Source organism: Azospirillum sp. P4_B5, from assembly GCF_056402275.1.
Map to the genome: position 1 here is coordinate 179,286 of NZ_JBFUHT010000006.1, position 26,982 is coordinate 206,267.

Consider the following 26,982-nt stretch of genomic DNA (forward strand, 5'->3'; position numbering starts at 1 on the left):
TCCTCAACCCGCATGAGAATAAAACGGGTCGGTCGGTGCGTGGATGAGTCCGTTGAAACGTGCACGAATATTGAGGCGTGCCCAAACCCTGTGGGCGCGCGTTGGGCTTCGCGCACGCCTCGAAGCCTTCATCCTGCTCGCCCTTCTTCCGATGGCGGGTCTGGTCGTCGTCCTTCTGCTTCAAGAGCGCAGCCAGGACATCGAGCGGGCGCGGGAGGCCACCCGTCTGCTCGCCGACCGCGGGGCGCAGCAGCAGGCGCAGATCGTGCAGCAGGCCCGCAGCGTCCTCCAGCTTCTCACCCTGGTCCCCGACATCCGGGACGCAAGCCCGGAACGTTGCTCGACCTTGTTGAAGCAGGCAACGGACCTTTATCCTTGAAGCACCGGCTTTGGGGTGTTCAACCCCGATGGCAACCTGTTGTGCAGCAGCAACAGGAGCCGGCCCATGAACCTGGCCGACCGTGACTATTTCCGCGAGGCTCTGGCGACGCACGGCTTCACGGTCAGCAACTTCCTGATCGGGCAGAACAGCAAAAAACCCCGCGTGGTCGCGGCCCTGCCGATTCTCGGTGACGACGGTTCGGTCATCCGCGTCCTGCTGGCTGGAGTGGACTTGAACTGGCTTGCGGAGCTGTCCGTCGACATCGCTCATGAGTCCGGTGGAACCGTATCGCTGTTCGATTCCGAAGGGACGATCCTCGCGCGCGTGCCGGACCCGCAGGGGATTGTCGGGCGATCGATGGCCGATCACCCGATGGTTCGAAAAATCATGGAGGAGGAGGCCGGGATCATCGAGGACGACGGTCTGGACGGCATTCCCCGGATCAGCGGCTTCTCGACCCTGGAGGAAACCGGTGCCAAGATCGTCGTCGCGGTCGCGCGCGCCGACATCCTGGCCGCGGCCGACCGGAATTTGCTCTTGGGAACCGGCGTGATCACCGGCGTGGTGCTTCTCATCGTCGGAGGGGTCTGGGTGCTAATGGAAGTCATGGTCCTGCGTGGCCTGAGGGACCTCAAGGCGTCGGCGGCGTTCCTGTCGTCAGACCTTTTCGATCCCCACGCCCCCTGCGCCCCGGCACCGGTCCACCCGTCGGAAATCGGCCAAGTCGCCCACGCGATGCGGACGATGGGACGGACGCTGAGCACCATTGCTTTCGAGGATCGCTTGACCGGGCTCGCCAACCGGCGCTTCTTCGAGGCTCACGTGGAGCGCCTTCAGGAGCAGCCGGCATCGGATCGCGATGCCGTGGCGATCCTCTACATCGACCTCGACGGGTTCAAGCCGATCAACGACCGGCACGGCCACCATGCCGGTGACATGGTGTTGAAGGAGATCGGCGACCGGCTGGCGCGTTGCGTGCGCCACGGCGATTTCGCCGCGCGCCTCGGCGGTGACGAGTTCGCGGTGCTGCTCTCCCTGCCGGACGGCCCACAGGGGCATTATGCCCTGGACGTTGCCAGACGCATCATCGACAGCGTTTCCACCCCGATCGCGGGCGACGGGCTCAACATCCGGATCGGATGCAGCATCGGCATGGCGCTGTGGCCGTCGGAGGCGGCGGACTTGGCCCTGGCGCTTCAGAACGCCGATCGGGCGCTGTACGCCGCCAAACGCGCCGGCCGTGCGCGCGTGGTGTCCTATTCGGATCTTCCCACTGACGACGCCACGGTCGATTGAACAGGCCGTGCTGTCAGGTTTCCAGTTCGCTTTCTTCCCGCTGGCGGCGGCGGAAGCCGACCAGCGCGGTTTCGTCCAGCATGTTGGCCTCCTTGCGCTTCAGCTTTTCCTTCTCGCGCTTCAGCCGCTCCTCCTCGGCCAGCTCGTAGCGCTTCAGCTCCTGGAAGGCCTCGGCCATCTCGTCGGTGGCGACGGCGATCTGGGCCTCCACCTGCCCCATGGACTGGGTCAGCCGCTTGCCGCGCTCCATCGCCGCCTGGATGTAGTTGCTGTAGGTGAAGGCGTATTCGACGTTGCCGCGCGCGGTGTCGCGCTCCGCCGCGATCTCTTCCTTCAGCCGGTCGATTTCGGCCTGGAGCCGGTCGGCGAGGTTCTGCAGCTCCGCCAGAGCCCGGCGCTTCTCGTCGAGCTTCCATTTCTGGAGGCGGATGATGGTCTTGAGACTGCTCATTCTTGCGGCGGCCACTGTTCAATGCCGAAGATGGCGGCAAGCTGGGCGTAGCTGTTGTCGAGGTCGGTCGCCTCGCGCTTGCCCTGCTTGAGGAACGCCTCCAAGGCCGGCTGGAAATGGATGGCCTCGTCCACCTGCGGGTCGGTGCCCTTGCGGTAGGCGCCGAGGCGGATCATCTCCGCCATATTGTCGTAGGACGACATCAGCCGCCGCGCGTGGTTCACCAGCTCGTTCTCCATGGGGGAGTTGCAGCCGGGCATGGTGCGCGACACGCTGCGCAGGATGTTGATGGCCGGATAGCGCCCGCGCTCGCCGATCTGGCGCTCCAGGACGATGTGACCGTCCAGGATGCCGCGCACGGCGTCGGCGATGGGCTCGTTGTGGTCGTCGCCTTCCACCAGCACGGTGAACAGCCCGGTGATGGAGCCCGACCCGCTGAGGCCCGGGCCGGCGCGTTCCAGCAGGCGCGGCAGCTCGGCGAAGACAGTCGGGGGATAGCCCTTGGTCGTCGGCGGCTCGCCGGCCGACAGGCCGATCTCGCGCTGAGCCATGGCGAAGCGGGTCACGCTGTCCATCATGCACAGCACGTTGCGGCCGGCATCGCGGAAGGCCTCCGCCACGGCCAGAGTCATGTAGGCAGCCTGGCGGCGCATCAGCGGCGCCTCGTCGGAGGTAGCGCAAACCACGACGCTGCGCGACAGGCCCTCCTCGCCCAGATCCTCGGTGATGAATTCCTGCAATTCACGCCCGCGTTCGCCGATCAGACCGATCACCGCGACCTCCGCGCCGGAGAAGCGCGCGAGCATCGACATCACCGACGACTTGCCGACGCCGGAGCCGGCGAAGATGCCCATGCGCTGCCCGCGGCAGCAGGTGAGAAAGGCGTTGATGGCGCGGATGCCCAGGTCCAGCTTCTCGCCCACCCGGGCGCGGGAGTGGGCGGGCGGCGGGTTGTTGCGGATGGGAACGCCATGCGTCCCCTTGGGCAGTGGTCCCTTGCCGTCCACCGGCTCGCCCAGCGCGTTGATGACGCGGCCGAGCCACGCCTCCGTCGGGAAGACCATGGGCTGGCTGTCCGACACCAGCGCGCGGCAGCCCAGCCCGACCCCGTCGATGGAGCCGAAGGGCATCAGCAGCGCGCGACCCTGGCGGAATCCCACCACCTCACAGGGGACCTGCCGGCCGTCGCGGGATTCCACGATGCAGCGGCCGCCCACCGACAGCTCCTTCTCGATCCCTCCGACCTCGACCAGCAGGCCGAGCACGGCGGTGACCCGCCCGAACCGGCTGCAACCGGACACGGACTCGATTTCCTGGAGGATGCGGGCGACGTCGGCGGGCACGGTCTTGCGGATCAGCGTACGGAAATGGGACGGGTGAGCCGGGCGCAGGCGGCGCAATTTGCGGTGGGCCGGGAGTCCGCCGCCATGCCGCCCGCGTCATGCTCGTCCAAAAACATTAACGTTAAATGAAGTGCTATGCCTCTGGCGTTAAGCTGAATCGTCTGTTAACCTGTGTAAACAGACGAGCGGATCTGTTAAGGGAATTGGTTAAGGAACTGCGGGACAGCAACGCCGCTTCGGAAGCCAGAAACGCGCCATCAAACATCGGGATATCGCCATGAGGGTTCTGCTGGTCGAAGACGATTCCTCCACGGCCAAGAGCATCGAACTGATGCTCCAGTCGGAAGGCTACATCGTCGACTCTACCGACCTCGGTGAGGATGGACTCGAAATCGGCAAGCTGTACGATTACGACATCATCATCCTCGATCTGATGCTGCCGGACATCGACGGCTACGAGGTGCTGCGCCGCCTGCGCGCCGCGCGGGTGACCACGCCGATCCTCATTCTTTCCGGCCTGTCGGAGCTGGACCACAAGATCAAGGGTCTGGGCTTCGGCGCCGACGACTATCTGACCAAGCCCTTCGACAAGCGCGAGCTGATCGCCCGCATCCAGGCCATCGTCCGCCGCTCCAAGGGCCATTCCGACAGCATCATCCGCACCGGCCGCCTGACCGTGAATCTGGACACCCGCACGGTGGAGGTGGACAACCAGCCGCTCCACCTGACCGGCAAGGAATACGGCATTCTGGAACTGCTGTCCCTGCGCAAGGGCACGACCCTGACCAAGGAGATGTTCCTAAACCATCTCTACGGCGGCATGGACGAGCCGGAACTGAAGATCATCGACGTCTTCGTCTGCAAACTGCGCAAGAAGCTGGCCGCCGCCACCCAGGGCGACAACTACATCGAGACGGTGTGGGGCCGCGGCTACGTGCTGCGCGACCCGCACGAGGAGGCGTCGCCGATCCCGCGCGTCCCGCACCAGCAGGCCCAAGCCGCCGGCTGACTGCCGAACGCCCATCACTGTTGAACGTCATGCCGGTGAGCGGCGGGTTCAGGCCCGCCGCCTTCCACGGTTATTCCTGCCAGAACGCCTTGTCGGCTTCGCGGCGGGCCTCCGTGCGGCTCAACCCGACATCGCGCAGCAGATGGTCGTCCAGTGCCGCCAGGGAGCGGCGCTGCCGGTGGCGTTCGATCATGCCGAGCACCTCCCTGAGCCCCCGCTTCAAAAATCCCTGCGCGCCGTCAATTCCAGCGTGTCCGAAGGACACCGTGCCCCGCTCCGCGGAAACGGCGCCCAGCGCTCTCCTGCTCATGATCCGACACTCCGCTTGATGAATTCCGTCCCTTAGGAATGCACCTGGAAGCGGCTTGCCCGCAAAGGATGCTTTCTCTAACCTGCATGAGAGAATTTCATGCGGCTAGGCAACAATCCGGCGGATGCGGACCCATGCAGATCCCTCCCCTCAACGGCCTGCGCGCCTTCGAAGCGGCGGCGCGCCATCTCAGCTTCACCCGGGCGGCGGAGGAGTTGAACGTCACCCAGAGCGCGATCAGCCACCAGATCCGGACCTTGGAGGATCGACTGGGCATCCGGCTGTTCCGCCGGTTGAATCAGGCGTTGGTTCTGACCGACGCCGGCCAGCTCCTGCTGCCCAGCGTGCGCGACGCCTTCGCGCGGCTGGCCACCGGCCTGGAGCGGGTGATGGAGCATGAGCGCTCCGGCGTGCTGACGATGAGCGTCTCGCCCTCCTTCGCCAGCCGCTGGCTGATGAGCCGCATCGGCCGCTTCCGCGCCCGCCACCCGGAAATCCATCTGCGCATCAGCGTCAGCCAGCACGAGATCGATTTCGAGCGCGAAGCCGACATCGACATCGGGCTCCGCCATGGCCTTGGGGTGTGGGAGGGCTTGCGGGCCGACCGCTTCCTCGACGACGCGGTGTTCCCGGTGTGCAGCCCGGCCCTGCTGCAGGGTCCGACGCCGCTGCGGCAGCCCGCCGACCTGCGCCATCATGTCCTGGTCGAGGAGACCGGCCACAGCTATTGGGCGACGTGGCTGGCGATGGCCGGGCTCGGCGACCTGAAGCCAAGCTCCGAGATGGTCTTCGACGAGATCGGAATCGCCATCGAAGCCGCGGAAAACGGCCAGGGCATCGCGATGGCGCGCGGCACCCTGGTGTCGGAGGAGTTGGCGAGCGGGCGGCTGACCCGGCTGTTCGACCTCGCCCTGCCGGGAGACTTCGGTTACTACCTCGTCTGCCCGGAGGTCACCGCCGACCGGCCGAAGATCGCCGCCTTCCGCCGTTGGGTCATGGAGGAAGGCGCCGCCGACCGTATCACCGTCACGCCGCCCTAAATCAGGCCGTTTTGAATCACAGCCTTTTGAGTCACAGCCATTTGAGTCACACGGCCGCCTTGAGCCCGCTCGGCACCTGGAAGCCGCCCAGGCTGTACAGACCGCGTTGGCCTTCCACCGGCTTGAAGCGGTCGGTGATGCCCAGCACGGTTTCCGCACCGCCCAGATAGAGCACGCCGTCCTGCGGCATCTGGCGGGCGATCGCCTCCAGAACCTTGGTCTTGGTCGGCTGGTCGAAATAGATCAGCACGTTGCGGCAGAACACGATGTCGAACTGCCCCAGGCCCGACAGGTCGCCCAACAGGTTGAATTCGCGGAAGGAGGCCATCTGGCGCAGTTGCTGGCTGATCTGCCACTTGTCGCCCTGCTGCTTGAAATGCTTCACCAGCATCTGAATCGGCAGGCCGCGCTGCACCTCGAACTGGGTGTAGACGCCCGACTTGGAGCGTTCCACCATTTCCGCGGAGATGTCGGTGCCGACGATCTCGATCCGCCAGCCGGCCAGCTTCGCCGCGTCCTCGCTCAGCAGCATGGCCAGCGAGTAGGCCTCCTGCCCGGACGAGCAGGCCGCCGACCAAATGCGGATCGACCGCTTGGCGGCGCGCGCCTCCAGCAGCCTCGGCAGAACGATCTGCTTGAACTGGTCGAAGGGCTTCTGGTCGCGGAAGAAGGACGACTCGTTGGTCGTCATCGCCTCCGTGATGTCGCGCAGCAGAGCTTCGTCCTTGCGCGTCCGCACGGTGGAGGCCAGCTCCTCCAACCCCTTCATGTTCCACTTGCGCGCCACCGGCATGAGCCGGGATTCGAGCAGGTAGGCCTTGTCCCGGGTCAGGACCAGACCGGAACGCTGCTTGAGCAGCGTGGAGAACATGTCGAAATCTTCGACTCTCATGCTGCCCTCGATGCGAACTTGCGGATGTAGGGACCGATTTCCTTGAGCGGCAGCACCGCGGAGCAGATGCCCGCCTGGGCGACGGCGCCCGGCATGCCCCACACGACGCTGGACGCCTCGTCCTGCGCGATCAGGGTGCCGCCGGCGTTCACCACATCGGTGCAGCCCTTCAGCCCATCCTGCCCCATGCCGGTCAGGATGCAGGCGAGAACCTTGCGCCCGCCGAAGGCGCGGAGGATGGACCGCATCATCGGGTCCACCGCCGGGCGGCAAAAATTCTCGGGTGGGTCTTTGGTCAGCGAAATCACGTTGGCGCCCGCACGCTGGGTGACCAGCATGTGGAAGTCGCCCGGCGCGATGTAGCAGCGCCCCGACACGACCGGCTCGCCGTCCTTCGCCTCCTGGGCGTTCAGCCCGCATTGGCGGGTGATGTGTTCGGCCAGGATGGTGGTGAAGGTCGCCGGCATGTGCTGGGTGATCAGGATCGGCTGGGTGACCCCGGTCTTCAGATGGGCGAGCACCTCGAACAGCGCCTGCGGGCCGCCCGTGGAACTGCCGATGGCGATCACGTCCGGCTTGACCTGGCCGACGGAGCCGACGGCGGGAGCCGGGCGCAGCGTGACGGTCGGCGGCTCGCGCTTGAGGAAGGCGGCGGGCACCGGGTTCAGCGGGCGCAGCTCGCCGCGGGTGCGGGACCCGGCGCGGCGGGCGGCGGCGCCCAGCGCCTTGACCTTCGACACCAGCTCGCGCTTGAAGGCGTCCGCGCCGCCGATCTCGCGGGTGGAGGTCGGCTTGGGGATGTAGTCGGCGGCCCCCGCGGACAGGCAGCGCATGGAGATGTCGGCCCCGCGCAGCGTCAGCGTGGAGGCCATGATGATCTTCACCTGCGGCGCCACCGCCAGCAGCTTCGGGATGGCGGTCAGCCCGTCCATCACCGGCATCTCGATGTCGAGGACGATGACGTCGAGCGAGTTGCGTTGCAGGGCGTTGACCGCCATCTGGCCGTCGCCGACCGACGCGACCACGCGGATCTCGGAATCGCCTTCCAGTGCGCGGGTCAGAAGGCCACGGATCACGGCGGAATCGTCGACCACCATCACCCGGACGGGATCGCCGCCGGCCGCGCCGGACGGATGCCCCGACGGCGCGGGGGGAGGAGGTCTGCCGAAACGATCGGACATAACGCAATCAGCCTTTCAGGGTCGGAGCGGCAAACGGTGCGGTGGTCCCGCCCGTCACAGCAGCCCGACCTGCTGGAACTTGGTCTGGATGATGTCGCTGTCGAAAGGCTTCATGATGTACTCGTTCGCCCCGGCGGACAGCGCCTCCTGGATGTGGGCGAGGTCGTTCTCGGTCGTGCAGAACACGACCTTGGGAAGATCCCCGCCGCTCATCTTGCGCAGACGGCGCAGGAACTCGATGCCGGTCATCACCGGCATGTTCCAGTCCAGCAGGATGGCGTCCGGCATCTTCTGCGCGCAGGCCTCCATGGCCTGCCTGCCGTCCTCCGCCTCGGTGCAGGCGAAGTGCAGCTCTTCCAGGATCTTCCGCGCGACCTTGCGGACCACGCGGCTGTCATCGACGACCAGGCAAACTTTCATGGTGAACGGGCCTCAGGCTTCGCTTTGCACACCGACCGGGGTTTCGCCTCAGGCCGCTTCCAACGTGGTGAAATTCAGCAGACGCGGCACGTCCAGAACCACCATGAGCTGACCGTTCAGGCGATAGATGCCCGTGGACACCTCGCGCCAGCGCGGGTCGAGGGTGGCCGGGTTGCGCTCGAAATCGTCGTTGGAAAGGCTCAGCACCTCCCCCACCGAATCGACCATCAGGCTGTAGAGTTCGCCGCGCAGGTCCACCACGATGGACATGCCCGGCTTGTCCTTCGGGCGCGACGTCAAGCCGAGCCGCAGGCGCACGTCGATGGCGGTGACGATGCGCCCGCGCAGGTTCAGCGAACCGGCGACCTCCGGCGGGGCCAGCGGGATGCGGGTGATCCGCTGATGCCCCAGCACGTCCTGGACCTGCAGGACCGGGATGCCGAACAGCTGGTCGGCGATCGTCATGGTCACATAGTCCTGGCTGCCACCGGAGGTGATCTCGTCGCCCTTGGACTTCTTGGTGGTGGCGGGCAGCTTGGCGTTGCTCATGCGGCACCTTTCTGCTCGGACAGGGTCTGCTGCAGCGCGTACAGCAGCGCGTCACGGTCGAACTTGGCGACATAGTCGGTGAACCCGGCCTGACGGCCGCGGTCGAGGTCGCGCGGGGAAGCGTGGCTGGACAGGGCGACCATCGGCGTGCCGCTCCAGCGGGTGCCGCCCTGGCGGACCGCTTCGGCGAAGTCGAAGCCGCTCATCCCCGGCATCTCGATGTCGGAGACGATGACGTCGAAGTCCTCGCCCGCCTCGCAGAGCGCCAGCGCTTCGTTGGCGTTCTCCACCGCGGTGACGTCGTAGCCGGCGACCGACAGCAGCGGGGTCAGCAGGTTGCGGAAGAAGGGGCTGTCATCGACCAGCAGCACGCGCTGGAGCGCCCTCTCCTCCTCATACGCATCGGTCGAGGACGAGCCGAACCAATCCTTGTAGGCCTGGGTCAGGAAGAAGCCCGCATCGATCACATCCGTCGCCTTGCCGGCGATGATCGCCGAGCCCATCAGGCCCGGACGGTCGGCGGTGAGTTGCACCACCAGACGCTCCTCGACGATGTCGACGATCTCGTCGACGATCAGGCCCATCGACCGGTCGCCGTCGGCGAAGACCAGCACCGGCTGGCGGCCTTCCTGGCCGATCATGAAACCCGGATCGATCGGCACCAGCGGCATCAGCTTGCCGCGGTACTGGACCACCGGCATGCCGTTGGACGATTCGACGCTGGCGAGATCGACATCCTCCAGGCGGGCGACCAGCGACAGCGGCACCGCCTTCGGCGCGCCGGCCCCGGCGCGGAACAGCAGGAGCGCCATCTTGTCCTCCTGGCGGGTCGCCTGGACAGAGGCCGCCTCCTTCGAGACGTTCTCGCCCATGGCCATCTCGCCGGTCGCCGACGCGATGCCGTTCGGGTCGAGGATCATGATGACCGAGCCGTCGCCGAGGATGGTGTTGCCCGAGAACATCTCGATGTGGCGCAGGATCGGCGCCACCGGCTTCACCACGATTTCCTCGGTGTCGAACACGCGGTCGACCATGATGCCGAAGGTGTAGGTGCCGACCTGCGTGACCACGATGAAGGTCTCGTCGGTCTTCTTCTCCCCACCTTCCTGGTCGTCCAGCCGCAGCAGCTCCTGCAGCGAGACCAGCGGCAGCAGGCGGTTGCGCAGGCGCAGGACCGGCGTGCCCTTCAGCCGCTCGATGGTGTGCTCGCTGTCGGCGGCGGCGCGCACCAGCTCGACTACGCTGATCTGCGGGATGGCGAAGCGCTCGCCGGCGCACTCCACGATCAGGGCGGAGACGATGGCCAGCGTCAGCGGGATCTTGATGACGAAGGTCGAGCCCTTGCCCTGCTGGGACTTGATCTCGATCGTGCCGCCGATCTTCTCGATGTTGGTCTTCACCACGTCCATGCCGACGCCGCGGCCCGACACGTTGGTGACCTTCGCCGCGGTCGAGAAGCCGGGCTTCATGATGAACTGGATGATCTGCTGGTCGGACATCGCCGCCAGCTCGCCTTCCGAGGCCATCCCGTTCTGGATCGCCTTCTGCTTGATCCGGTCGATCGCCAGGCCCTTACCGTCGTCCTGGATCTCGATGATGATGTGGCCGCCCTCGTGATAGGCGTTCAACGTGATGCGGCCGGTCTCCGACTTGCCCGAGCGCAGACGGTCGGCGGGCACCTCCAGGCCGTGGTCGGCGGAGTTGCGCACCATATGCGTCAGCGGGTCCTTGATCAGCTCCAGCACCTGGCGGTCCAGCTCGGTGTCGGCGCCGAGCATCTGGAGGTCGATCTTCTTGCCCAGTTCGTGCGACAGGTCGCGCACCAGACGCGGCAGCTTGGCCCAGGCGTTGCCGATGGGCTGCATGCGCGTCTTCATGACGCCTTCCTGCAACTCCGACGTCACGTGGTTCAGGCGCTGCAGCGGGGCGGCGAACTCGCTCTCCTTCTGCGACCGCAGGATCTGGAGCAGCTGGTTGCGGGTCAGCACCAGCTCCGACACCATGGTCATCAGGTTTTCGAGCAGGTCCACGTTGACGCGGATGGTCTGCGCGGCGACCGCCGATTCCTTCGTCGCGGCCTCGCCGCCCGCACCGGCGCCGGAGGCGGCCTCCGCGGCGGGAGCGGGCATCTTGGCGGCGGCGGGGACCGGATCGGGGTCCGGCACCACCAGATCGTGCGAGGGGACGGGGTCTTCCGCCGGTTCCGCGGCGACCGGGGCCAGGGCGGTGCTGGTCGGACCGGGAGTTGAGTTCCAGATCGCCTCAAGCTCGTCCAGCGTGAGGTTGCCCGAGGAGGCCGGGGCCACCTCCGCCGCCGCGACCGCGGGGGCCGGCGGGGGCTCCGGGGCCGGGGCGGGCTTGGCCGCGGCGGCGCCCAGCTTGCCTTCGGCGCACAGGTTCAGCCGCTCGATCAGCGGCAGGTCGTCGCCCGGCGGTTCCGCCTCCGTCGCCTCCAGCACCGCCAGCAGGCTCTTGATGGTGTCCAGCGCCTGAAGGATCAGCGAGACCGCTTCCGGGTTGATGGTCAGTTCACCGTCGCGGAACTTGCCCAACACGTTTTCCGAGGCGTGCGCAACCTTTTCCAGGCGTGGCAGGCCGAGGAAGCCGCAGGTGCCTTTGATGGTGTGCACCAGACGGAAGATGTTCGACAGAAGTTCCGGATTGTTGGGATTCTGCTCCAGACGGACCAGTTCCACGTCGAGAACCGACAGGTTCTCGTTGGTTTCCGTCAGGAATTCGGAGAGCAGATCATCCATGTCGCGATCCCCACGCCCGCAATTGTATCCGTTTCCGGCCGGGCCGTCCGGAGGGCGGCGTGCGCGACGCCGCCGGTACGGGCCTTTCCAGCTATGGTGGGAGCCTGTCAAACACTGATTAAGAGAACCTTACCTCCTTCGATACCACTCTCGGGCTCCGCCGTCATGCCGAGCCACGCGGCCCAAGGTCACAGCCGGCGAGGCCGGTGCCGACGCGGCGGCCTATGACCGCCGGACATGCTGCGCACGGCCATGACCAAACGCCGCGCACCGGACCGGCGGCGGTTTGAAAGACGTCGATGCGCGGGTCACGCCTCCGGCGGGGGCCGCGTCACCACTCCACGGTGAAAACCAGCCGATCCGGCCCGGCCGGGGTGGCGGCGACGCGGTAGCCGTCGTCTTCCGCGAAGCGCCCGGTCATGTAGGCGTGGATGCTGCGCGGGGTCAGGTCGGCGGCGGCCACTGTGCCGGCCAGCGCCGCCGCGGACTCGTCCTTCAGGGCGCCGGGCCGTCCGGCGGCGGTGATGATGAAGCGCCCCGCCTGCTCGTCCCCGTCCGCCGCGACGGTGATGGTGCCGCCGTGGGTCAGCGCCTCGTCGGCCAGGATGATGACGTTGAGCAGCACCTTCGACGCGCCGCGCTTGAAGGCGAGCTGGTCGTTCGGCACCCCCGCCGGCCAGTCCAGCGTGGTCCGCCCGCCCTCCAGCAGCCCCTGCGCGGAGGAGCGGGTGTCGCCGAAGCCCTTCTGCTCCCGCCCGGCGAGGCCGTAGGCCAGCCGGAAGACGCGCAGCCGCCGGTCGGCCTGCCCAGAGGAATGCTCGATCAGCTTCACCGCCTCGCCCATGAAGCCCCCGGCGGGCTCGTCCTCCATCTCCTCGATCAGTTCCAGCCCGTTGCGGATCGCTCCCACCGGGCTCACGAGGTCGTGGCAGATGCGGGAAGCGACAAGCTCGATCACGCGAATGTCCAGCGGCACGGGAGGTCTCCAGATCGTTGATGGCCGACCGTCGGCGAAACGGCCATCGGCCAAAGCGCGGCCCGGGGAACGTCGTCCAGGAACTTCCCCCGGCCGGGCGGCATTCTGTTGCATGCCGGTGCCCCATGGGGATGGCCGGCGGCGACGTCTGTTTGTATCATTCCAGGGGCGCGGATGCCGCCGCTTTTCCGCGGTCATCCCGCGAAAGCGATAACCGAATCCAGTGGATGCAGGGGGCGCGGCATGGWCGATTCATTGGTTCCCGGCGCCTGGGTGCGCCACCCCGCCCGCCCCGACTGGGGGTTGGGGCAGGTGCAGTCGGCCATCGGCGACCGCGTCACCGTGAATTTCGAGAATGCGGGAAAGCTGCTCATCAACACGTCGGTGGTCTCGCTGACCGTCACCGATCCGGACGACGCGCCGTGAATGGAAGGTTGCCGCTGGCCGTCCTCCTCCTGCTGGCCGCCGGCAGCCCCGCGCTGGGCGACGACGCGCCCGATCCGGAGCGCGGTAGGACGCTGTTCCGCGCCTGCGCCTTCTGCCACACGCTGACGCCGGACGGCGGCAACCGCGCCGGCCCGACGCTGTGGCGGTTGTTCGGGCGCCCCGCCGGGGCGGTGGAGGGCTATCACTACTCCCCGGCGCTGAAGGGCAGCGGCATCGTCTGGGACGAGGCGGCGGTGGCCCGGCTGTTCGAGATCGGCCCCGACGTGATGACCCCCGGCAGCAAGATGCCGATGCAGACCATCACCAGCGCGTCCGACCGGCGGGATCTGGTCGCCTATCTGAAAGAAGCCACGGCACCGTAGGTCCGGCATCGCGGGCTGTCGCGATCAGAATCGGTGAGCATGGCCCCGGGCCGCCCCCATCCCCATCTCTGTCTGTCGTGCCCCCTTTCCGAGTTCTGGTCGCCCGATGATTCCCCGTGCCGCCCGCAAGCCCCTGGCCATCCTGGTCGCCGCTCTCGCCCTGGTGGTCGTGGTGCCCGTGCTGGGGGCGGGCGGCTTCCTGCTGTGGCTTCGCCAGCAGACCCCGGCCTATGAGGGCGCCGCCGCCGTCCTGGGGATCGAAGGCCCGGTGGAGATCCTGCGCGACCGCAACGCCATCCCGCACATCTTCGCCGCCACCGAGCGGGACGCCTATTTCGCGCTCGGCTACGTCCACGCGCAGGACCGGCTGTGGCAGATGGAGACGATGCGGCGCAGCGGCGCCGGGCGTCTGGCCGAGCTGGTCGGCACGCGCTTCGGCGACTGGGCGCTGCGGCTCGACCGCTCCATGCGCACGCTGGGCGTCTATCGCCGGGCCGAGGAGGCCTATGAGGAGCTGTCGCCGGAAGCCCGCACGGCCTTCGACGCCTACGCCGCCGGGGTCAATGCCTGGATGGAGACGCGCCGCGAGGCGCTGCCCATCGAGTTCCAGCTTCTGCGCCACACGCCGGAGCCCTGGCGGCCCGCCGACAGCCTCGTCTGGGGCAAGCTGATGGCGCTCCAGCTCTCCGGCGATTCGCGGGACGAGCTGTTCCGCGCCAGCGCCCTGAGAAGCCTGACGCCGGAGCAGATGCGCGACCTGTTCCCGGACTCCGACCCCACCGCCCCGGTGACCCTGGCGGCGGCGCTCGACGGCATGGATTTGCCGAAGGCGCTGGCCGCCTTGCCCGACCTCGGCTTCGACACCGCGTCCAACGAATGGGCGCTGACCGGGGCGCGCAGCGCGACCGGCAAGCCGATCATCGCCAACGACCCCCATCTCGGGCTGGAGGCGCCGATCCTCTGGTATCTGGCGCGCATCGTGACGCCGGACCACCGCATCGCCGGGGCGACGATCCCCGGCGTGCCGCTTCACATCCTGGGGCACAACGGGCGCGTCGCCTGGGGCTTCACCACCACCCACAGCGACACCCAGGACCTGTTCATCGAGAAGCTCGACCCGCAGGACCCCGACCGCTACCTGACGCCGGACGGCGGTGCGGCCTTCGAGACGCGCCAGGAAACGATCCGCATCGCCGGCCAGCCGGACGAGGCGCTGACGGTGCGCGAGACGCGGCACGGCCCGGTGCTGACCACGCCGGACGCCGCATCCGCCACGCCGGAGGGTCATGTTCTGGCGCTGGCCTTCCCCGGCCTGTCCGACGCCGACACCACGGCGGAGGCGCTGTACCGCCTCAACCACGCCGCCGACGCCGCCACGGTGCGCGAGGCGCTGTTCCTCCACGTGGCGCCGCAGCAGAACGTCGTCTACGCCGACACCGCGGGGACGCTGGGCTTCCTGTCGCCGGCGCTGGTCCCGGTGCGGCGCGGCGGCGACGGGCGCGTTCCGGTGCCGGGCTGGACCGGCGAACACGACTGGATCGGCTACATCCCCTTCGACGCGCTGCCCCAGGCGGTCGATCCGCCGTCGGGCCAGTTCGTCAACGCCAACAACGCGGTGGTCGGCCCCGGCTATCCCTACGCCCTGGCGACCGAATGGCCGGACCCCGCCCGCGCGGAGCGGATCGTGCAGATGCTGAGCGACGGCCCGCACACGGTGGAGGAGGTCGCCGCCCAGCAGATGGACGAGCTGTCCCTGCCCGCTCGCGACCTGCTGCCTCTGATGCTGGAGCCGCTGCGCGGCGTGCCCGATTTCAATGGGCAGGCCCGCGCCGCGCTCGACCGTCTGGCCGGCTGGGACGGGCGGATGGACCGCGACCGGGCCGAGCCGCTGATCTTCTCCTGGTGGGAGCGGGAGCTGGTGCGCAGCGTCTTCGCCGACGAACTGGGGCCGCTGTTCCAGGGCTACTGGGACCTGCGCCCCCGCGCCCTGCACCGCGTGCTGACCCAGGCGCCGCAGTGGTGCGACGACCGGACGACGCCGGCCCGCGAGGATTGCACCGTCATGCTGGCCGGCGCCCTGAAATCGGCGCTGGCGGAGATCGAGCGGCGCCACGGAACGGACATGAACGGTTGGCGCTGGGGGGCGGAGCACAAGGCCGCCCTGAACCACCGGCTTCTCGGCCGGGTGCCGCTGCTGGGCCAGATGTTCGACCTGTCGCTTCCGACCGGCGGCGGCGCCTTCACCGTCAACCGCGGCACCACCCGCGTGCGCGACCCGCAGGACCCCTTCTCCCACATCCACGGTCCGGGGCTGCGCGCGGTCTACGATCTGGCGGACCTCGGCAACTCCCGCTTCTCCATCGCCACCGGCCAGTCGGGCAACCCGCTGTCGCCCCACTGGGGGGATCTGGTGCAGGGCTGGCGCGACGGCCTGGGCCTGCGGCTGGCCGGCGACCGCGGCACGCTGGCCCGCGACGGCGCCACGCTGCTCACGCTTTCCCCCATCCGACCAGGGAGTCCGCAATGACCGAGGCTACACCGTCTCCGACCCTGACCCTGGACGACGTCCGCGCCGCCGCCGCGCGGATCGGCAATCATCTTCCCGTCACCCCCACCGAGGCCTCCCCCCGCCTGTCGGAGATCACCGGCTGCTCGGTGGTGTTGAAGCTGGAGAACCAGCATCTCACCGGCTCCTTCAAGGAACGCGGGGCGCTCAACAAGCTGCTGTCGCTGGGTGAGGCGGAGCGGCAGGCCGGGGTGATCGCCATGTCGGCGGGCAACCACGCCCAGGCGGTGGCCTGCCACGCCACGCGGCTGGGCATCCGCTCGGTCATCGTGATGCCGTCCTTCACCCCCTTCACCAAGGTGGAGCGCACCGAAAGCCTGGGCGCGCGGGTCGAGCTGCACGGCGAGACGCTGAGCGACGCGGCGGCCTACGCGCAGGAGTTGGCGGCGCGCGAAGGGCTGATCTTCGTGCATCCCTACGACGACCCGCTGATCGCCGCCGGCCAGGGCACCGCCGCCCTGGAACTGCTCGACGCCGCGCCGGACCTGCAGGTGCTGGTGGTGCCGGTGGGCGGCGGCGGGCTGATCGGCGGCATGGCGGTGGCGGCCAAGGCGCTGAAGCCGGACATCGCGGTGATCGGGGTGGAGTGCGCCATGTTCCCGTCGATGCGCCAGGCGCTTGCCGGGCAACCCATCGCCTGCGGCGGCGCCACCATCGCCGACGGCATCGCCGTCAAGGCCCCCGGCGCCGTCACCCTGCCGCTGGTCCGTCGGCATGTGGACGCGGTGGTCGAGGTGGGCGAGCAACGGCTGGAAGAGGCCGTCTACCGCCTCGCCACCGTGCAGAAGCTGGTGGCCGAAGGCGCCGGGGCGGCGGGGCTGGCCGCGGTGCTGGACGATCCGGAGCGGTTCCGCGGCAAGCGGGTGGGCATCGTCGTGTCCGGCGGCAACATCGACGCGCGCATCCTGGCGCAGGTCCTGACGCGCGGGCTGGTCTACGAGGGGCGCATGGTGCGGCTGCGCATCGGCATCACCGATGCCCCCGGCGCGCTCGCCCGGGTCGCCCGCTTGCTGGGCGAGGCCGGGGCCAACATCGTGGAGGTGCACCACCAGCGCCTGTTCCACGACGTGCCGGTGCGCATGGCCGAAATCGACGTGGTGCTGGAAACCCGCGGGCGCAGCCACGTCCAGCGACTCGTCGCCCATATGGAGGAAGCGGGCTTTCCGACGGAACTGATGACGGATATTTCCTGAGACGCGGTGGAATGACGCAATAGGGTTCTCTTCTTACAACGACCCTAGGCAAAAGATACGCACTCCGTGATAGAGAAAAGCAACAGCAATACTCTCCATTAGGATACTCGCGTATGCCAGCCGCCTCCTGGGTCCCCACCTCGGTCGCCACCGCCTACGGGTTGACCTCCGCCAACCGCCCCGCCACCGACATCGACGGCGGCCCGCTGGGATGCGATCCCGCCCTGCTCCGGACCGGCATCGTGACGGCACCGGAGACGATCTCCGATCCCTCCCTCACCCCCATCCTGTCGGGGACCAAATGGGGCACCAGCCAAGCCCCGGCTCCGGTTACCCTCACCTACTCCTTCTATGAGGCCGGCGGTCCCGCCATCGCCGCCGCGGGGGTGAATCCCGCCCCGCTGAGCGCGACCTTCCGCGACGCCATCCGCGGCGCCCTGGCCAGCATCGCCGACGTCGCCAGCATCCGTTTCGTGGAGATCACCGAGTCGGCAACGGGCGGCCCGCTCGGCGCTCCCGGAGCGTCCGGCGCGCTGGTCGGCCATCTGCGCTTCATCGACGACGCCCGGCTGGACAACGATCCGGGCACGCCCGCCTACGCCATCGGTCCGTCCGCCTCGACCCTGTCCAGTGGTCTGGTCGCCTTCGATTCCAACCGAATCGACGCCGCCAGCGGCGCTGGATACGCGCGGGTTCTCCGGGAGATCGGGCGCGCCCTCGGCCTCACCGACAGCTTCGAGCCCGGCGATGCACCTGCGTCCGGCAACGATCCGCGGGCGGAGAGCGGCGTGTGGAGCACGGGCTGGACGATGATGTCGGTCACGCCACCAGCCTCCCGCCTGCCGGCCGGCACGGCGTTCAACCCGGTCGGGCCGATGGCGGCGGACATCCAGGTGCTGCAGTCCTGGTACGGCGCCAACCTGGGCACGCGCACCGGGGACGACGTCTACCGCATCGACGGTCCGCTCGCGGGAGCGGCGATCTGGGACGCCGGTGGAACCGATACACTGGACGCCTCCGCCGCGTCGAGCGGTCTGCACATCGATCTCTCGTCCAATGAGATCAATGGCAACGCCGTCATCGCCAAGGGCATCGGCATTGAAAACGCCATCGGCGGGGCCGGCAACGACACCATCTTCGGATCGTTCTCCAACCCCATCCATTTGGTCAATGGCACGTTTCTTCCCGGCAGCGCCAACAATCGCCTCGACGGCGGACCGGGCAACGACGACATCATGGCGGGGTCCGGTGACGACACGCTGATCGGCGGAACGGGCAGCAACGTGCTCGACGGAAGCCTCGGGTACGACACCGCGGTCTATGGCGCCGCCTCGACCGACGCCTATGCCTACAGCCTGCACGGCACCCTGTTCCTGTCGATTCCCAAGCTGGGCATCAGCGACCGGCTGCACGGGATCGAACAATTGTCCTTCACCGACCGCAGCGTCGCCGTCGCGGACGCCACCTCCATCCTGCGGTCCCACCTTCCCAATCCCGCCAAGGAGCCTCCGGTTCCCGTGCCCATCGATCCCGCGCGCCGCCTTTCGATCACCCGCGGCGGCGTCAGCACCGAAATCGCGATGGACCACTACTCCGGCCCGGTGAGTTGGCTTCACAACAGCCACATCGGCCAGAACGACAGCGAGGCGATGCGCGGGACGGAGCGTGCCGACTTCATCAACACGGTGGGCGGCGACGACGCGGTGGACGGCGGCGGTGGCGACGACGTGCTGGACGGCGGTCTCGGTTCCAATTACCTGACCGGCGGGAGCGGCGGCGACACCTTCTTCGTGGACGGGCGCGGCGGTGGCGTCACCTGGTCGACGGTGACCGACCTGGAGGCGGGGGAATGGGTCACCGCCTGGGGCTGGAAGGAAGGGACGTCCAAACTGACCTGGGCCGAGATGGCCGGCGCCGAGAGCGCGAAGGGCGTCACCGCGCACATCGATCTCGACAACAACGGCAGCGTCGACATGAGCATGACCATCGCCGGAAAGTCCCTCGGCGCGATCTTCGTCACCCCCGGAGAGGTCGGCGGCTCCAGCTACCTCGCCTTCGCCCTCAAATGACGCCCGGCCGATGACGGGCGCCCGGTCCCGTCCGGGCGCCCCGAACACCCCCTGATGCCTCAGGGAAGCTGCGCATAGGCGCCGCGGAAATAGAGCAGCGGCTTCCCATCCTCGCTGCCGGACAGGCGGCGGACGCGGCCCACGATGATGACGTGGTCGCCGCCGTCATAGACATGCTCCCGGTCGCACTCCAGGCTGGCGAGGCAGCCGGTGAGGATCGGCACGCCGCTGTCCCAGCGCTCGACCCCCACCCCGTCCCAGCGCTCTTGAAGGTCGCGGCGCGAGAAGCGGTTGGACAGCTCCGCCTGCCCTTCGGCCAGGATGTTCACCGCGAAGGACGGCGCGGTGGTGAAGGCCTCGAACGACATGGCCGCGCGGCCCAGGCAGAACTGCACCAGCGGCGGGTCGAGCGATACCGACGAGAAGGAGTTCACGGTCACGCCGATCGGCTCGCCGTCCGGGGCGACGGTGGTGACCACGGCGATGCCGGTGGCGAAGCATCCGAGGGCATTGCGGAAGGCCCGAGAGTCGATGGTCATGGCGGCCTGTATGGGCTCGTCGGTTATTGGGGCGAGGGTGCGGCGGCGAAACAGCGGGATTAACCCAGCCGGACCCTCGGCGCAAGCCGCATCTGCCCCGGACCGTCCGGAAGCGGCCGCCTTCCGCATTAAATGGATCTTAAGGATGAAGGTCCACCCTTCGGGTGTCGGCACGGACCACGAATTCCCGACCTCAAGGCCCCATTCAGCCAAGGCTTCATGTCAGCGAACCCGTCCGGCGGCGAACGGCCGATCATCATCAAGAAGAAGAAGGGTGGCCACGGTGGCCACCATGGCGGCGCTTGGAAAGTCGCCTACGCCGACTTCGTGACGGCGATGATGGCCTTCTTCCTGCTGCTGTGGCTGCTCAACGTCACCACGTCGGACCAGCGCAAGGGCATCGCGGACTATTTCTCGCCCACCTCGGTCAGCCGCGAAAGCTCCGGGTCCGGCGGCATGCTGGGCGGACGCACCATCACCGCGCCGGGCGCCCAAATCTCTCCCTCCTCCCCGATGTCCGCCGATGTTCCGGTCTCCGGTCCGCCCGGCCATTCGACCCAGGAGGACGACGAGGCGAACGACCCGACCGACGCCGCCCCGCCGCCTTCCTCGCCCCCCGCCTCGCCCGCCGAGCAGAAATCCAACGAGTCGCGGCTCGACTACCAGAAACGGCTGGAGGAACAGGCCAAGCAGCTCGGCATTCCCGGCCAGAAGCCGGGGGAACGGCTGTCCGACTTCGCGGAGCGGGTGAAGGAAGGCGGCGAGAAGCTGCAGGACGCCCAGAAGGAGGCCCGCCAGTTCCAGCAGGCCGCCACCGAAATCCGGCAGGCGATCCAATCCGTGCCGGAACTGGAGCCGCTGGCCCAGAACCTGATGATCGACCAGACGCCGGAAGGCTTGCGAATCCAGATCGTCGACCAGGACCGCGTCTCGATGTTCCCCGGCGGGTCGGGCCAGATGTACCCGCAGACCCGCCAGCTCGTCATGCAGGTGGCCAAGGCGCTCGCCAAGCTGCCCAACAAGCTGTCGATCAGCGGCCACACCGACGGCATCCCCTTCACCTCCGGGGCCGGGCGCGACAACTGGGATCTGTCCACCGAACGCGCCAACGCCACGCGCCGCGCCCTGATCGCCGGCGGCATCCCGGAGGAGCGCGTCCAGGACGTGATCGGCCGCGCCGACCGCGATCTGCTGGTGCCCGACCAGCCCGGCAGCCCGCGCAACCGCCGCATCAGCATGGTGTTGCTGCGCGAAAGCAAGACCGCCGCCGCGCCCGCCGCCACGAATTGATACCAAAGCCGATGAGGGGTTGGTACCAAGGCGTTAGTTCTCTGCCTTTGAACGTACCCCTTCTTGTTTTGTCGATGCGCTGCACAACGCGGGGAATGTTTGCCCTGTTCAAATGGCGAAGTGATGGTTCATACTTCGCGGCAGACACCATTGCCATACGGCATCGGTCAATCAAGGGCGTTAGCTGCGGGGGAGTCTGTGAGCGTACCCGAAGGCAAGGCGACTGACCTATTGACGAACTACGATCCCGGCCTTTACTACGACGAATTGTTCGGAGGCCGTGATTATCCAGCCGAGCACTCGGCACTGATCCGGCAGAGACTGGCCGGTCTGAACTTCGGGGATCTGTTGCGGCGGTCGCAGGACGCCGAACGTGAACTGTACAATCTGGGCATCACCTTCCTCGTTTACTCGAACAAGGACGCGGTGGACCGGATTCTTCCCTTCGACATCATTCCCCGGGTGATCTCGGCCAAGGAATGGTCGCATCTGGAGGCCGGCATCACCCAGCGCGTCACGGCGCTGAACTTGTTCCTCCACGACATCTATCACGACCAGAAGATCCTCAAGGACGGGGTGATCCCCGCCGACCTCGTGCTGGGCAACGGCTGCTTCCGGCCGCAGATGGTCGGGCTGGACGTGCCGTTCGACACCTACATCCACATCATGGGCACGGATCTGGTCCGCGACCGCGAGGGGACCTTCCGCGTGCTGGAGGACAACGGGCGCGTGCCGTCCGGCGTGTCCTACGTGGTCGAGAACCGCCACATGATGCAGCGCGTGTTCCCGGACCTGATGCAGGACATCGGCATCCGCCCCGTGGACAACTACGGGCACAAGCTGCTCGACGCGATGATGGAGATCGCGCCGCAGGACGTCGCCGACCCGCAGGTCGTGCTGCTGTCCCCCGGCTCCTACAACTCCGCCTATTTCGAGCACATCTTCCTGGCGCGCGAGATGGGCGTGCCGCTGGTCGAGGGCCGCGATCTGGTGGTGGAGAACGACCGCGTCTACATGAAGACCACCAACGGTCTGGCGCGCGTCGATTCGATCTACCGCCGCATCGACGACGCCTTCATCGACCCGAAGGCCTTCAATCCGGACAGCATGCTGGGCGTGCCGGGCCTCCTGGAGGCCTACCGCAAGGGCAACGTGGCGCTGGCCAACGCCATCGGCACCGGCGTGGCCGACGACAAGGCGATCTACTGCTACGTCCCGAGGATGATCAGATACTACCTGGACCAGGAGGCGATCATCCCCAACGTGGACACGCGCATCTGCCGCGAGGCCGACGCGCTGCGGTACACGCTGGACAACCTGGACAAGCTGGTGGTGAAACCGGTCGGCGAGGCCGGCGGCTACGGCATCACCATCGGCCCGCGCGCCAGCAAGGAGGAGTTGGCGGATTGCCGGTCCAAGCTGCTGGCCGATCCGGCCAACTACATCAGCCAGCCGGTGGTCGACCTGTCGGTCTGCCCCACCGTGACCGACGACGGCATTGATCCTCGCCACGTTGATCTGCGGCCCTTCGCCATCACGGGCAAGAACACCTGGGTGCTGCCCGGCGGTCTGACCCGCGTGGCGCTGAAGAAGGGCACGCTGATCGTCAACTCGTCGCAGGGCGGCGGATCCAAGGATACCTGGGTTCTCCAAGATGGGGGTCTCCAGGATGGCGCACAGGAAGGGAGCGCGTCGTGAATCTGCTGGCCCGTTACGCCGAATGCATTTTCTGGATGGCGCGCTACATGGAGCGCGCCGAGAATCTCGCCCGTATCCTGGACGTGCATGAGACCTTCGCGCGCGACACGCGGGGGATGACCAACTGGTTCTCCATCGTCCAGCTCAACGCCGACGAGAAGGACTTCTTCAGCCGCCACGACCGCCCCACGGCGGAGGCGGTGGTCCATTATTATATGTTCGACACCCAGCACACGAACTCGCTGGTGTCCATGCTGCGCATGGCGCGGGAGAACGCCCGCGTCCTGCGCCCCTGGATCTCCACCGAGATGTGGACGCAGATCAACGTGTTCCACAACAAGCTGGTGGAGATGAACGGCAAGGACGTCGCCCTGTCCAACCTGTCCAAGGTCTGCACCTGGATCAAGGAGGAGTGCCAGACCCACACCGGCATCACCGAGGGGACCTTCTACCGCGACCAGGGCTGGTACTTCTACCAGCTCGGCAAGTACATCGAGCGGGCGGACCAGACCACCCGCCTGCTCGACATCAAGTACCACACGCTGCTGCCCTCCCCCGTGGTGGTCGGCTCCACGCTGGACATGAGCCAGTGGACGACGGTGCTGCGCTCCGCCGCCGGGTACCACGCCTTCCGGCGCGTCTACCCGCGTGGCATGTCGCCCACCACGGTCGCCGGCTTCATGATGTTCAACGAGGGATTCCCGCGATCCGTTGTGATGTGTGTGCGACAGATCGACGGCCTCTTGACCCGCCTGAAGTCCCGTTACACCCTGCGCAACGGCAGTGAGGCGATGGAGAAGGTGGACGAGTTGCTCGGCGCGCTTTTGGCCCGCCCGATCGAAGAGGTGATCCAGCTCGGCCTGCACGAGTATCTGGACGGCGTGCAGGCCCAACTCTGCGGCATCACCAACGAGATCGGACGCGCTTTTTTCGGCCAGGACACCGTCCCCATGACCCAGAGCCAGTCCCAGTAGCCTACTTAAAGTAAACCGCCGTTCAGCACCCTCTCCAGCCGCCGAACCCCAACAGCCGGCCCCCGAGCCGGTGATTCAGAAGTCAGCCAGCCCGATGTCGGTCATCCAGCCGCAACTCCGCCCGCTCCAGCAGTTCTTCCGGTCCGGGCCGATGCCCTGCCCCTATCTGCCGGGACGGGTGGAGCGCAAGCTGTTCACCCGGCTGTTGGGTCCCTATTCGGCGGAGGTCAATTCCACCCTGTCACGCGCCGGCTTCCGACGCAGCCACGACATCGTCTACCGGCCGGTCTGCCCGAATTGCCAGGCCTGCGTCCCGGTCCGAATCCCGGTGGGCTCCTTCGCCCCGACCCGGTCGCAGAAGCGCGTCCTCCGCGGCAACGGCGACCTGACCCTGGCGGAGGCTGCCGCTGCCGCCACGACGGAACAGTACCGGCTGTTCTCGCTCTATCAGAATTCCCGCCACGGCGAATCCGACATGGCGCGCATGGCGATGGCCGATTTCGCCGCCATGATCGACGAGGGGCGGGCCGACACCAGCCTGCTCGAAGCCCGCGACACGCAGGGGCGGCTGGTCGGCTGCATGCTGACCGACCGGCTGACCGACGGCTTTTCCGCCGTCTACAGCTTCTACGACCCCCGCCAGGACCGCCGCAGCCTGGGCAGCTTCATGATCCTCAGCCTGCTGGAGCGCGCCCGGGCGGAAGGCTTGCCCTACGTCTATCTCGGCTACTGGATCGCGCAGAGCCGCAAGATGGCCTACAAGGCCAAGTTCCGTCCCCTGGAGGCGCTGGGGCGTGACGGCTGGTTCCGCCTGCCGAACGATCCGGCCGACTGACAGACCGCCCTTCGGATTGCCCATGATTGGGGAATATTGGGGCAATCACGTATAAGGGCCTTCAAGCCCTTGCATAGCGGGGCCGCCTGCGGAATATTGCCGCAGAATACACACCCTTGGTGTTACCATAAAAGATTGAACCGGCGCCCAGCGCCACCGTTCACAGGGCAACAAAAGGAACGGACGGGGACATACCCGTTCCAAACCAACAGGGAGGCTCTCCGTTGAGGTTCCTGCTCCGAATCAGCGGGCTGATCGATGCTGTCAACAACGGCATCGGCAAACTCGTTTATTGGCTGGTGCTGGTCGCCGTGATTGTCAGCGCCGGCAACGCGGTCATCCGCTACAGCCTCCATTACAGCTCCAACGCCTGGCTTGAGCTGCAATGGTATTTGTTCTCCGCGATTTTCCTGTTGTGCTCCGGCTACACGTTCCTGCGCAACGAACACATCCGGATCGACATCGTGCTGGGTCGCTTCTCCAGGCGCGTCCAGTGCATGGTGGACATCTTCGGGATCGTCGTCTTCCTGTTCCCGATGGCCATCCTGATCATGTGGCTCTCCTGGCCGATGTTCTGGGACAGCTTCATCACCAAGGAGATGTCGAGCGACGCCGGCGGCCTGATCCGCTGGCCGGCCAAGATCCTGGTTCCCGCCGGTTTCTTCCTGCTGACCATGCAGGCGGTGTCCGAGCTGATCAAGCGCATCGCCTTTCTGGCCGGACTCATTGACGAGCCCGGCGAGAAGATGCACAGCCACTCCTAAGAGACCGGGGACCACACACGATGGCCGCCTTCCTCATTGAGAACATGGCGCCGCTGATGTTCGCGGCGCTTGTTCTTTTCCTTTTGATGGGTTTCCCGGTCGCCTTCGCGCTCGCCGCGAACGGCCTCCTCTTCGGTCTGATCGGCATCGAGCTGGGTCTGCTGACCCCGGCGCTGTTCCAGGCGCTGCCGGAGCGCGTCTTCGGCATCATGCGCAACGACACGCTGTTGGCCATTCCCTTCTTCACCTTCATGGGCCTGATCCTCGAACGATCCGGCATGGCCGAGGATTTGCTCGACACGGTCGGGCAGCTCTTCGGCCCGCTGCGCGGCGGTCTGGCCTATGCGGTGATCTTCGTCGGCGCGCTGCTCGCCGCCACGACGGGCGTGGTCGCCGCGTCGGTCATCTCGATGGGCCTGATCTCGCTGCCGATCATGCTGCGCTACGGCTATGACCGGCGGGTCGCCACCGGCGTCATCGCGGCGTCGGGCACGCTGGCCCAGATCATCCCGCCGTCGCTGGTGCTGATCATCCTGGCCGACCAACTCGGCCGTTCGGTCGGCGACATGTACGCCGGCGCCCTGATCCCCGGCCTGGTGTTGACCGGCCTCTACACCAGCTACATCCTGATCACCAGCATCGTCCGCCCCGAGTACACCCCGGCCCTGCCGCCGGAGGCGCGGAGCCTGCGCGGCTTCCAACTCCTGTTCCGGGTGCTGACCTCGCTGGTGCCGCCGCTGGTCCTGATCTTCCTGGTGCTGGGCACCATCTTCCTCGGCATCGCGACGCCGACGGAAGGCGGCGCCATGGGCGCCACGGGCGCCATGATCCTGGCGCTCATCAAGCGGCAGCTGAGCTGGTCGCTGATGCGTCAGGCGATGGACACGACGGCGAAACTGTCCTCCTTCGTCATCTTCATCCTGATCGGCTCGACGGTCTTCGGTCTGGTGTTCCGCGCCGTGAACGGCGACCTGTGGGTGGAGCATCTGCTGACCGGCCTGCCGGGCGGCGAACTGGGCTTCCTGATCGTCGTCAACATCATGGTCTTCCTGCTCGCCTTCTTCCTCGACTTCTTCGAGCTGGCCTTCATCATCGTGCCGCTGCTCGCCCCGGTCGCGGAGAAGCTGGGCATCGACCTGATCTGGTTCGGCGTCCTGCTGGGCGTCAACATGCAGACCTCCTTCATGCATCCGCCTTTCGGTTTCGCCCTGTTCTTCCTGCGAAGCGTCGCTCCACGGGAGGATTACAAGGACAAGATCACCGGAAAGATCATCAAGAAGATCACCACCGGCCAGATCTACTGGGGGGCCGTGCCGTTCGTCTGCATCCAGCTGATCATGGTGGCGCTGGTCATCATATTCCCGGAGATGGTCTTCTCCGGACTGGACCGTGGCGAGCCGATCGACATCGACAACATCCAGATCGAGATCCCGGCCTTCGATTCGGGCGAACCGCCGCCGCCCTTCGGCGCGCCGGAACAGCCCGCCGAGGACCCCAACGCCGACCTCATGCGGCAGTTGCAGGGCAAGTAACCGGCCTTCCTCTCCCTCCTCTCCCGCCCTGCGGGGGAGGACCTGGGAGCGGAAAGCCAACCGGGTCATCGGCACAAAAAAAGCCCCGCTTTCGCGGGGCTTTTTCGT

At 67.2% G+C, this 26,982-nt stretch carries 25 protein-coding genes; 15 read left to right on the forward strand and 10 right to left on the reverse strand.

The window, feature by feature from the left end:
• Positions 1-70 precede the first annotated feature (70 nt).
• Complete coding sequence (locus AC1DVI_RS06890; protein WP_476957294.1) at positions 71-379, forward strand: hypothetical protein; 309 nt, start codon at positions 71-73, stop codon at positions 377-379.
• A 66-nt stretch (positions 380-445) separates the two neighbouring features.
• A complete protein-coding gene (locus tag AC1DVI_RS06895) occupies positions 446-1,678 on the forward strand; it encodes a diguanylate cyclase domain-containing protein (protein ID WP_476957295.1) in 1,233 nt (410 codons plus the stop codon).
• 13 nt (positions 1,679-1,691) lie between these two features.
• On the opposite strand, the gene AC1DVI_RS06900 is transcribed toward AC1DVI_RS06895, so the two are convergent.
• Positions 1,692-2,129, reverse strand: coding sequence for a flagellar export protein FliJ (locus tag AC1DVI_RS06900; RefSeq protein WP_149165171.1), 438 nt, complete (start codon positions 2,127-2,129; stop codon positions 1,692-1,694).
• Complete coding sequence (gene fliI / locus AC1DVI_RS06905; protein WP_149165170.1) at positions 2,126-3,472, reverse strand: flagellar protein export ATPase FliI; 1,347 nt, start codon at positions 3,470-3,472, stop codon at positions 2,126-2,128. Before fliI ends, AC1DVI_RS06900 begins: the two co-directional genes overlap by 4 nt.
• A gap of 277 nt (positions 3,473-3,749) precedes the next feature.
• On the opposite strand from fliI, the gene ctrA reads away from it, so the two are divergent.
• On the forward strand, positions 3,750-4,481 hold the full coding sequence (gene ctrA, locus AC1DVI_RS06910) for a response regulator transcription factor CtrA (RefSeq protein WP_040134966.1): 732 nt from the start codon (positions 3,750-3,752) through the stop codon (positions 4,479-4,481).
• Positions 4,482-4,551: 70 nt separating this feature from the next.
• On the opposite strand, the gene AC1DVI_RS06915 is transcribed toward ctrA, so the two are convergent.
• On the reverse strand, positions 4,552-4,791 hold the full coding sequence (locus tag AC1DVI_RS06915; protein WP_476957296.1) for a DUF1127 domain-containing protein: 240 nt from the start codon (positions 4,789-4,791) through the stop codon (positions 4,552-4,554).
• A gap of 134 nt (positions 4,792-4,925) precedes the next feature.
• Here AC1DVI_RS06915 and gcvA point away from each other — a divergent pair, with 134 nt between their 5' ends.
• Positions 4,926-5,831 (forward strand): transcriptional regulator GcvA, encoded by a 906-nt coding sequence (gene gcvA / locus AC1DVI_RS06920; RefSeq protein WP_476957297.1) that lies wholly within the window; start codon positions 4,926-4,928, stop codon positions 5,829-5,831.
• 46 nt (positions 5,832-5,877) lie between these two features.
• Here the strand turns inward: gcvA and AC1DVI_RS06925 are convergent, their stop codons facing one another.
• The 6 genes from AC1DVI_RS06925 to AC1DVI_RS06950 all read right to left on the reverse strand — a co-directional run bounded on the left by AC1DVI_RS06925 (position 5,878) and on the right by AC1DVI_RS06950 (position 12,605).
• Positions 5,878-6,723: a CheR family methyltransferase gene (locus AC1DVI_RS06925; protein WP_476957298.1), complete on the reverse strand. Its 846-nt coding sequence runs from the start codon at positions 6,721-6,723 to the stop codon at positions 5,878-5,880.
• A complete protein-coding gene (locus AC1DVI_RS06930) occupies positions 6,720-7,820 on the reverse strand; it encodes a protein-glutamate methylesterase/protein-glutamine glutaminase (protein ID WP_476957343.1) in 1,101 nt (366 codons plus the stop codon). The genes AC1DVI_RS06925 and AC1DVI_RS06930 overlap by 4 nt, the downstream gene beginning before the upstream one ends.
• Before the next feature lie 138 nt (positions 7,821-7,958).
• The gene (locus AC1DVI_RS06935; RefSeq protein WP_476957299.1) at positions 7,959-8,324 is read right to left on the reverse strand and encodes a response regulator; all 366 of its coding nucleotides are present in this window, start codon (positions 8,322-8,324) and stop codon (positions 7,959-7,961) included.
• Positions 8,325-8,372: 48 nt separating this feature from the next.
• Complete coding sequence (locus AC1DVI_RS06940) at positions 8,373-8,873, reverse strand: chemotaxis protein CheW (RefSeq protein ID WP_149165165.1); 501 nt, start codon at positions 8,871-8,873, stop codon at positions 8,373-8,375.
• Positions 8,870-11,629, reverse strand: a complete 2,760-nt coding sequence (locus AC1DVI_RS06945; protein ID WP_149165164.1) for a hybrid sensor histidine kinase/response regulator — start codon at positions 11,627-11,629, stop codon at positions 8,870-8,872. The genes AC1DVI_RS06940 and AC1DVI_RS06945 overlap by 4 nt, the downstream gene beginning before the upstream one ends.
• Positions 11,630-11,960: 331 nt before the next feature.
• Positions 11,961-12,605 carry a histidine phosphotransferase family protein gene (locus AC1DVI_RS06950; protein ID WP_476957300.1) on the reverse strand — a complete coding sequence of 215 codons (645 nt, stop codon included), beginning with the start codon at positions 12,603-12,605 and terminating at the stop codon, positions 11,961-11,963.
• A gap of 243 nt (positions 12,606-12,848) precedes the next feature.
• Between AC1DVI_RS06950 and AC1DVI_RS06955 the strand changes: the two genes are divergently transcribed.
• The 5 genes from AC1DVI_RS06955 (at position 12,849) to AC1DVI_RS06975 (ending at position 19,242) form a co-directional block, all read left to right on the forward strand.
• Positions 12,849-13,031 (forward strand): DUF3553 domain-containing protein, encoded by a 183-nt coding sequence (locus tag AC1DVI_RS06955; protein ID WP_476957301.1) that lies wholly within the window; start codon positions 12,849-12,851, stop codon positions 13,029-13,031.
• The gene (locus AC1DVI_RS06960) at positions 13,028-13,414 is read left to right on the forward strand and encodes a c-type cytochrome (protein WP_476957302.1); all 387 of its coding nucleotides are present in this window, start codon (positions 13,028-13,030) and stop codon (positions 13,412-13,414) included. The genes AC1DVI_RS06955 and AC1DVI_RS06960 overlap by 4 nt, the downstream gene beginning before the upstream one ends.
• A 106-nt stretch (positions 13,415-13,520) precedes the next feature.
• Positions 13,521-15,941, forward strand: a complete 2,421-nt coding sequence (locus tag AC1DVI_RS06965; protein ID WP_476957303.1) for a penicillin acylase family protein — start codon at positions 13,521-13,523, stop codon at positions 15,939-15,941.
• Positions 15,938-17,173 (forward strand): threonine ammonia-lyase, encoded by a 1,236-nt coding sequence (locus AC1DVI_RS06970; protein ID WP_476957304.1) that lies wholly within the window; start codon positions 15,938-15,940, stop codon positions 17,171-17,173. Before AC1DVI_RS06965 ends, AC1DVI_RS06970 begins: the two co-directional genes overlap by 4 nt.
• 113 nt (positions 17,174-17,286) lie before the next feature.
• The gene (locus AC1DVI_RS06975) at positions 17,287-19,242 is read left to right on the forward strand and encodes a M10 family metallopeptidase C-terminal domain-containing protein (RefSeq protein WP_476957305.1); all 1,956 of its coding nucleotides are present in this window, start codon (positions 17,287-17,289) and stop codon (positions 19,240-19,242) included.
• Positions 19,243-19,301: 59 nt separating this feature from the next.
• On the opposite strand, the gene AC1DVI_RS06980 is transcribed toward AC1DVI_RS06975, so the two are convergent.
• On the reverse strand, positions 19,302-19,781 hold the full coding sequence (locus tag AC1DVI_RS06980) for a flavin reductase family protein (RefSeq protein WP_149165158.1): 480 nt from the start codon (positions 19,779-19,781) through the stop codon (positions 19,302-19,304).
• Between the two features lie 219 nt (positions 19,782-20,000).
• Between AC1DVI_RS06980 and AC1DVI_RS06985 the strand changes: the two genes are divergently transcribed.
• From AC1DVI_RS06985 to AC1DVI_RS07010, 6 genes are all read left to right on the forward strand, one after another.
• Positions 20,001-21,071 (forward strand): flagellar motor protein MotB, encoded by a 1,071-nt coding sequence (locus tag AC1DVI_RS06985; RefSeq protein WP_476957306.1) that lies wholly within the window; start codon positions 20,001-20,003, stop codon positions 21,069-21,071.
• 198 nt (positions 21,072-21,269) lie between these two features.
• Entirely contained in the window at positions 21,270-22,769 is a 1,500-nt protein-coding gene (locus tag AC1DVI_RS06990; RefSeq protein WP_476957307.1) for a circularly permuted type 2 ATP-grasp protein, read from the forward strand.
• Positions 22,766-23,743: an alpha-E domain-containing protein gene (locus tag AC1DVI_RS06995; protein WP_476957308.1), complete on the forward strand. Its 978-nt coding sequence runs from the start codon at positions 22,766-22,768 to the stop codon at positions 23,741-23,743. The genes AC1DVI_RS06990 and AC1DVI_RS06995 overlap by 4 nt, the downstream gene beginning before the upstream one ends.
• Positions 23,744-23,837: 94 nt before the next feature.
• On the forward strand, positions 23,838-24,578 hold the full coding sequence (locus tag AC1DVI_RS07000) for an arginyltransferase (RefSeq protein ID WP_476957309.1): 741 nt from the start codon (positions 23,838-23,840) through the stop codon (positions 24,576-24,578).
• 224 nt (positions 24,579-24,802) lie between these two features.
• Positions 24,803-25,342, forward strand: coding sequence for a TRAP transporter small permease subunit (locus tag AC1DVI_RS07005; RefSeq protein ID WP_145627225.1), 540 nt, complete (start codon positions 24,803-24,805; stop codon positions 25,340-25,342).
• A gap of 20 nt (positions 25,343-25,362) precedes the next feature.
• Positions 25,363-26,874, forward strand: coding sequence for a TRAP transporter large permease (locus AC1DVI_RS07010; protein ID WP_476957310.1), 1,512 nt, complete (start codon positions 25,363-25,365; stop codon positions 26,872-26,874).
• Positions 26,875-26,982: the final 108 nt, after the last annotated feature.

Bases quoted from the DNA above. Each gene is read 5' to 3' on its own strand.
- AC1DVI_RS06895 (WP_476957295.1), top strand. From the start codon at position 446: ATGAACCTGGCCGACCGTGACTATTTCCGCGAGGCTCTGGCGACGCAC.
- AC1DVI_RS06900 (WP_149165171.1), bottom strand. From the start codon at position 2,129: ATGAGCAGTCTCAAGACCATCATCCGCCTCCAGAAATGGAAGCTCGAC.
- ctrA (WP_040134966.1), top strand. From the start codon at position 3,750: ATGAGGGTTCTGCTGGTCGAAGACGATTCCTCCACGGCCAAGAGCATC.
- AC1DVI_RS06915 (WP_476957296.1), bottom strand. From the start codon at position 4,791: ATGAGCAGGAGAGCGCTGGGCGCCGTTTCCGCGGAGCGGGGCACGGTG.
- gcvA (WP_476957297.1), top strand. From the start codon at position 4,926: ATGCAGATCCCTCCCCTCAACGGCCTGCGCGCCTTCGAAGCGGCGGCG.
- AC1DVI_RS06925 (WP_476957298.1), bottom strand. From the start codon at position 6,723: ATGAGAGTCGAAGATTTCGACATGTTCTCCACGCTGCTCAAGCAGCGT.
- AC1DVI_RS06930 (WP_476957343.1), bottom strand. From the start codon at position 7,820: ATGGTGGTCGACGATTCCGCCGTGATCCGTGGCCTTCTGACCCGCGCA.
- AC1DVI_RS06935 (WP_476957299.1), bottom strand. From the start codon at position 8,324: ATGAAAGTTTGCCTGGTCGTCGATGACAGCCGCGTGGTCCGCAAGGTC.
- AC1DVI_RS06940 (WP_149165165.1), bottom strand. From the start codon at position 8,873: ATGAGCAACGCCAAGCTGCCCGCCACCACCAAGAAGTCCAAGGGCGAC.
- AC1DVI_RS06945 (WP_149165164.1), bottom strand. From the start codon at position 11,629: ATGGATGATCTGCTCTCCGAATTCCTGACGGAAACCAACGAGAACCTG.
- AC1DVI_RS06965 (WP_476957303.1), top strand. From the start codon at position 13,521: ATGATTCCCCGTGCCGCCCGCAAGCCCCTGGCCATCCTGGTCGCCGCT.
- AC1DVI_RS06970 (WP_476957304.1), top strand. From the start codon at position 15,938: ATGACCGAGGCTACACCGTCTCCGACCCTGACCCTGGACGACGTCCGC.
- AC1DVI_RS06975 (WP_476957305.1), top strand. From the start codon at position 17,287: ATGCCAGCCGCCTCCTGGGTCCCCACCTCGGTCGCCACCGCCTACGGG.
- AC1DVI_RS06980 (WP_149165158.1), bottom strand. From the start codon at position 19,781: ATGACCATCGACTCTCGGGCCTTCCGCAATGCCCTCGGATGCTTCGCC.
- AC1DVI_RS06985 (WP_476957306.1), top strand. From the start codon at position 20,001: ATGTCAGCGAACCCGTCCGGCGGCGAACGGCCGATCATCATCAAGAAG.
- AC1DVI_RS07000 (WP_476957309.1), top strand. From the start codon at position 23,838: ATGTCGGTCATCCAGCCGCAACTCCGCCCGCTCCAGCAGTTCTTCCGG.
- AC1DVI_RS07010 (WP_476957310.1), top strand. From the start codon at position 25,363: ATGGCCGCCTTCCTCATTGAGAACATGGCGCCGCTGATGTTCGCGGCG.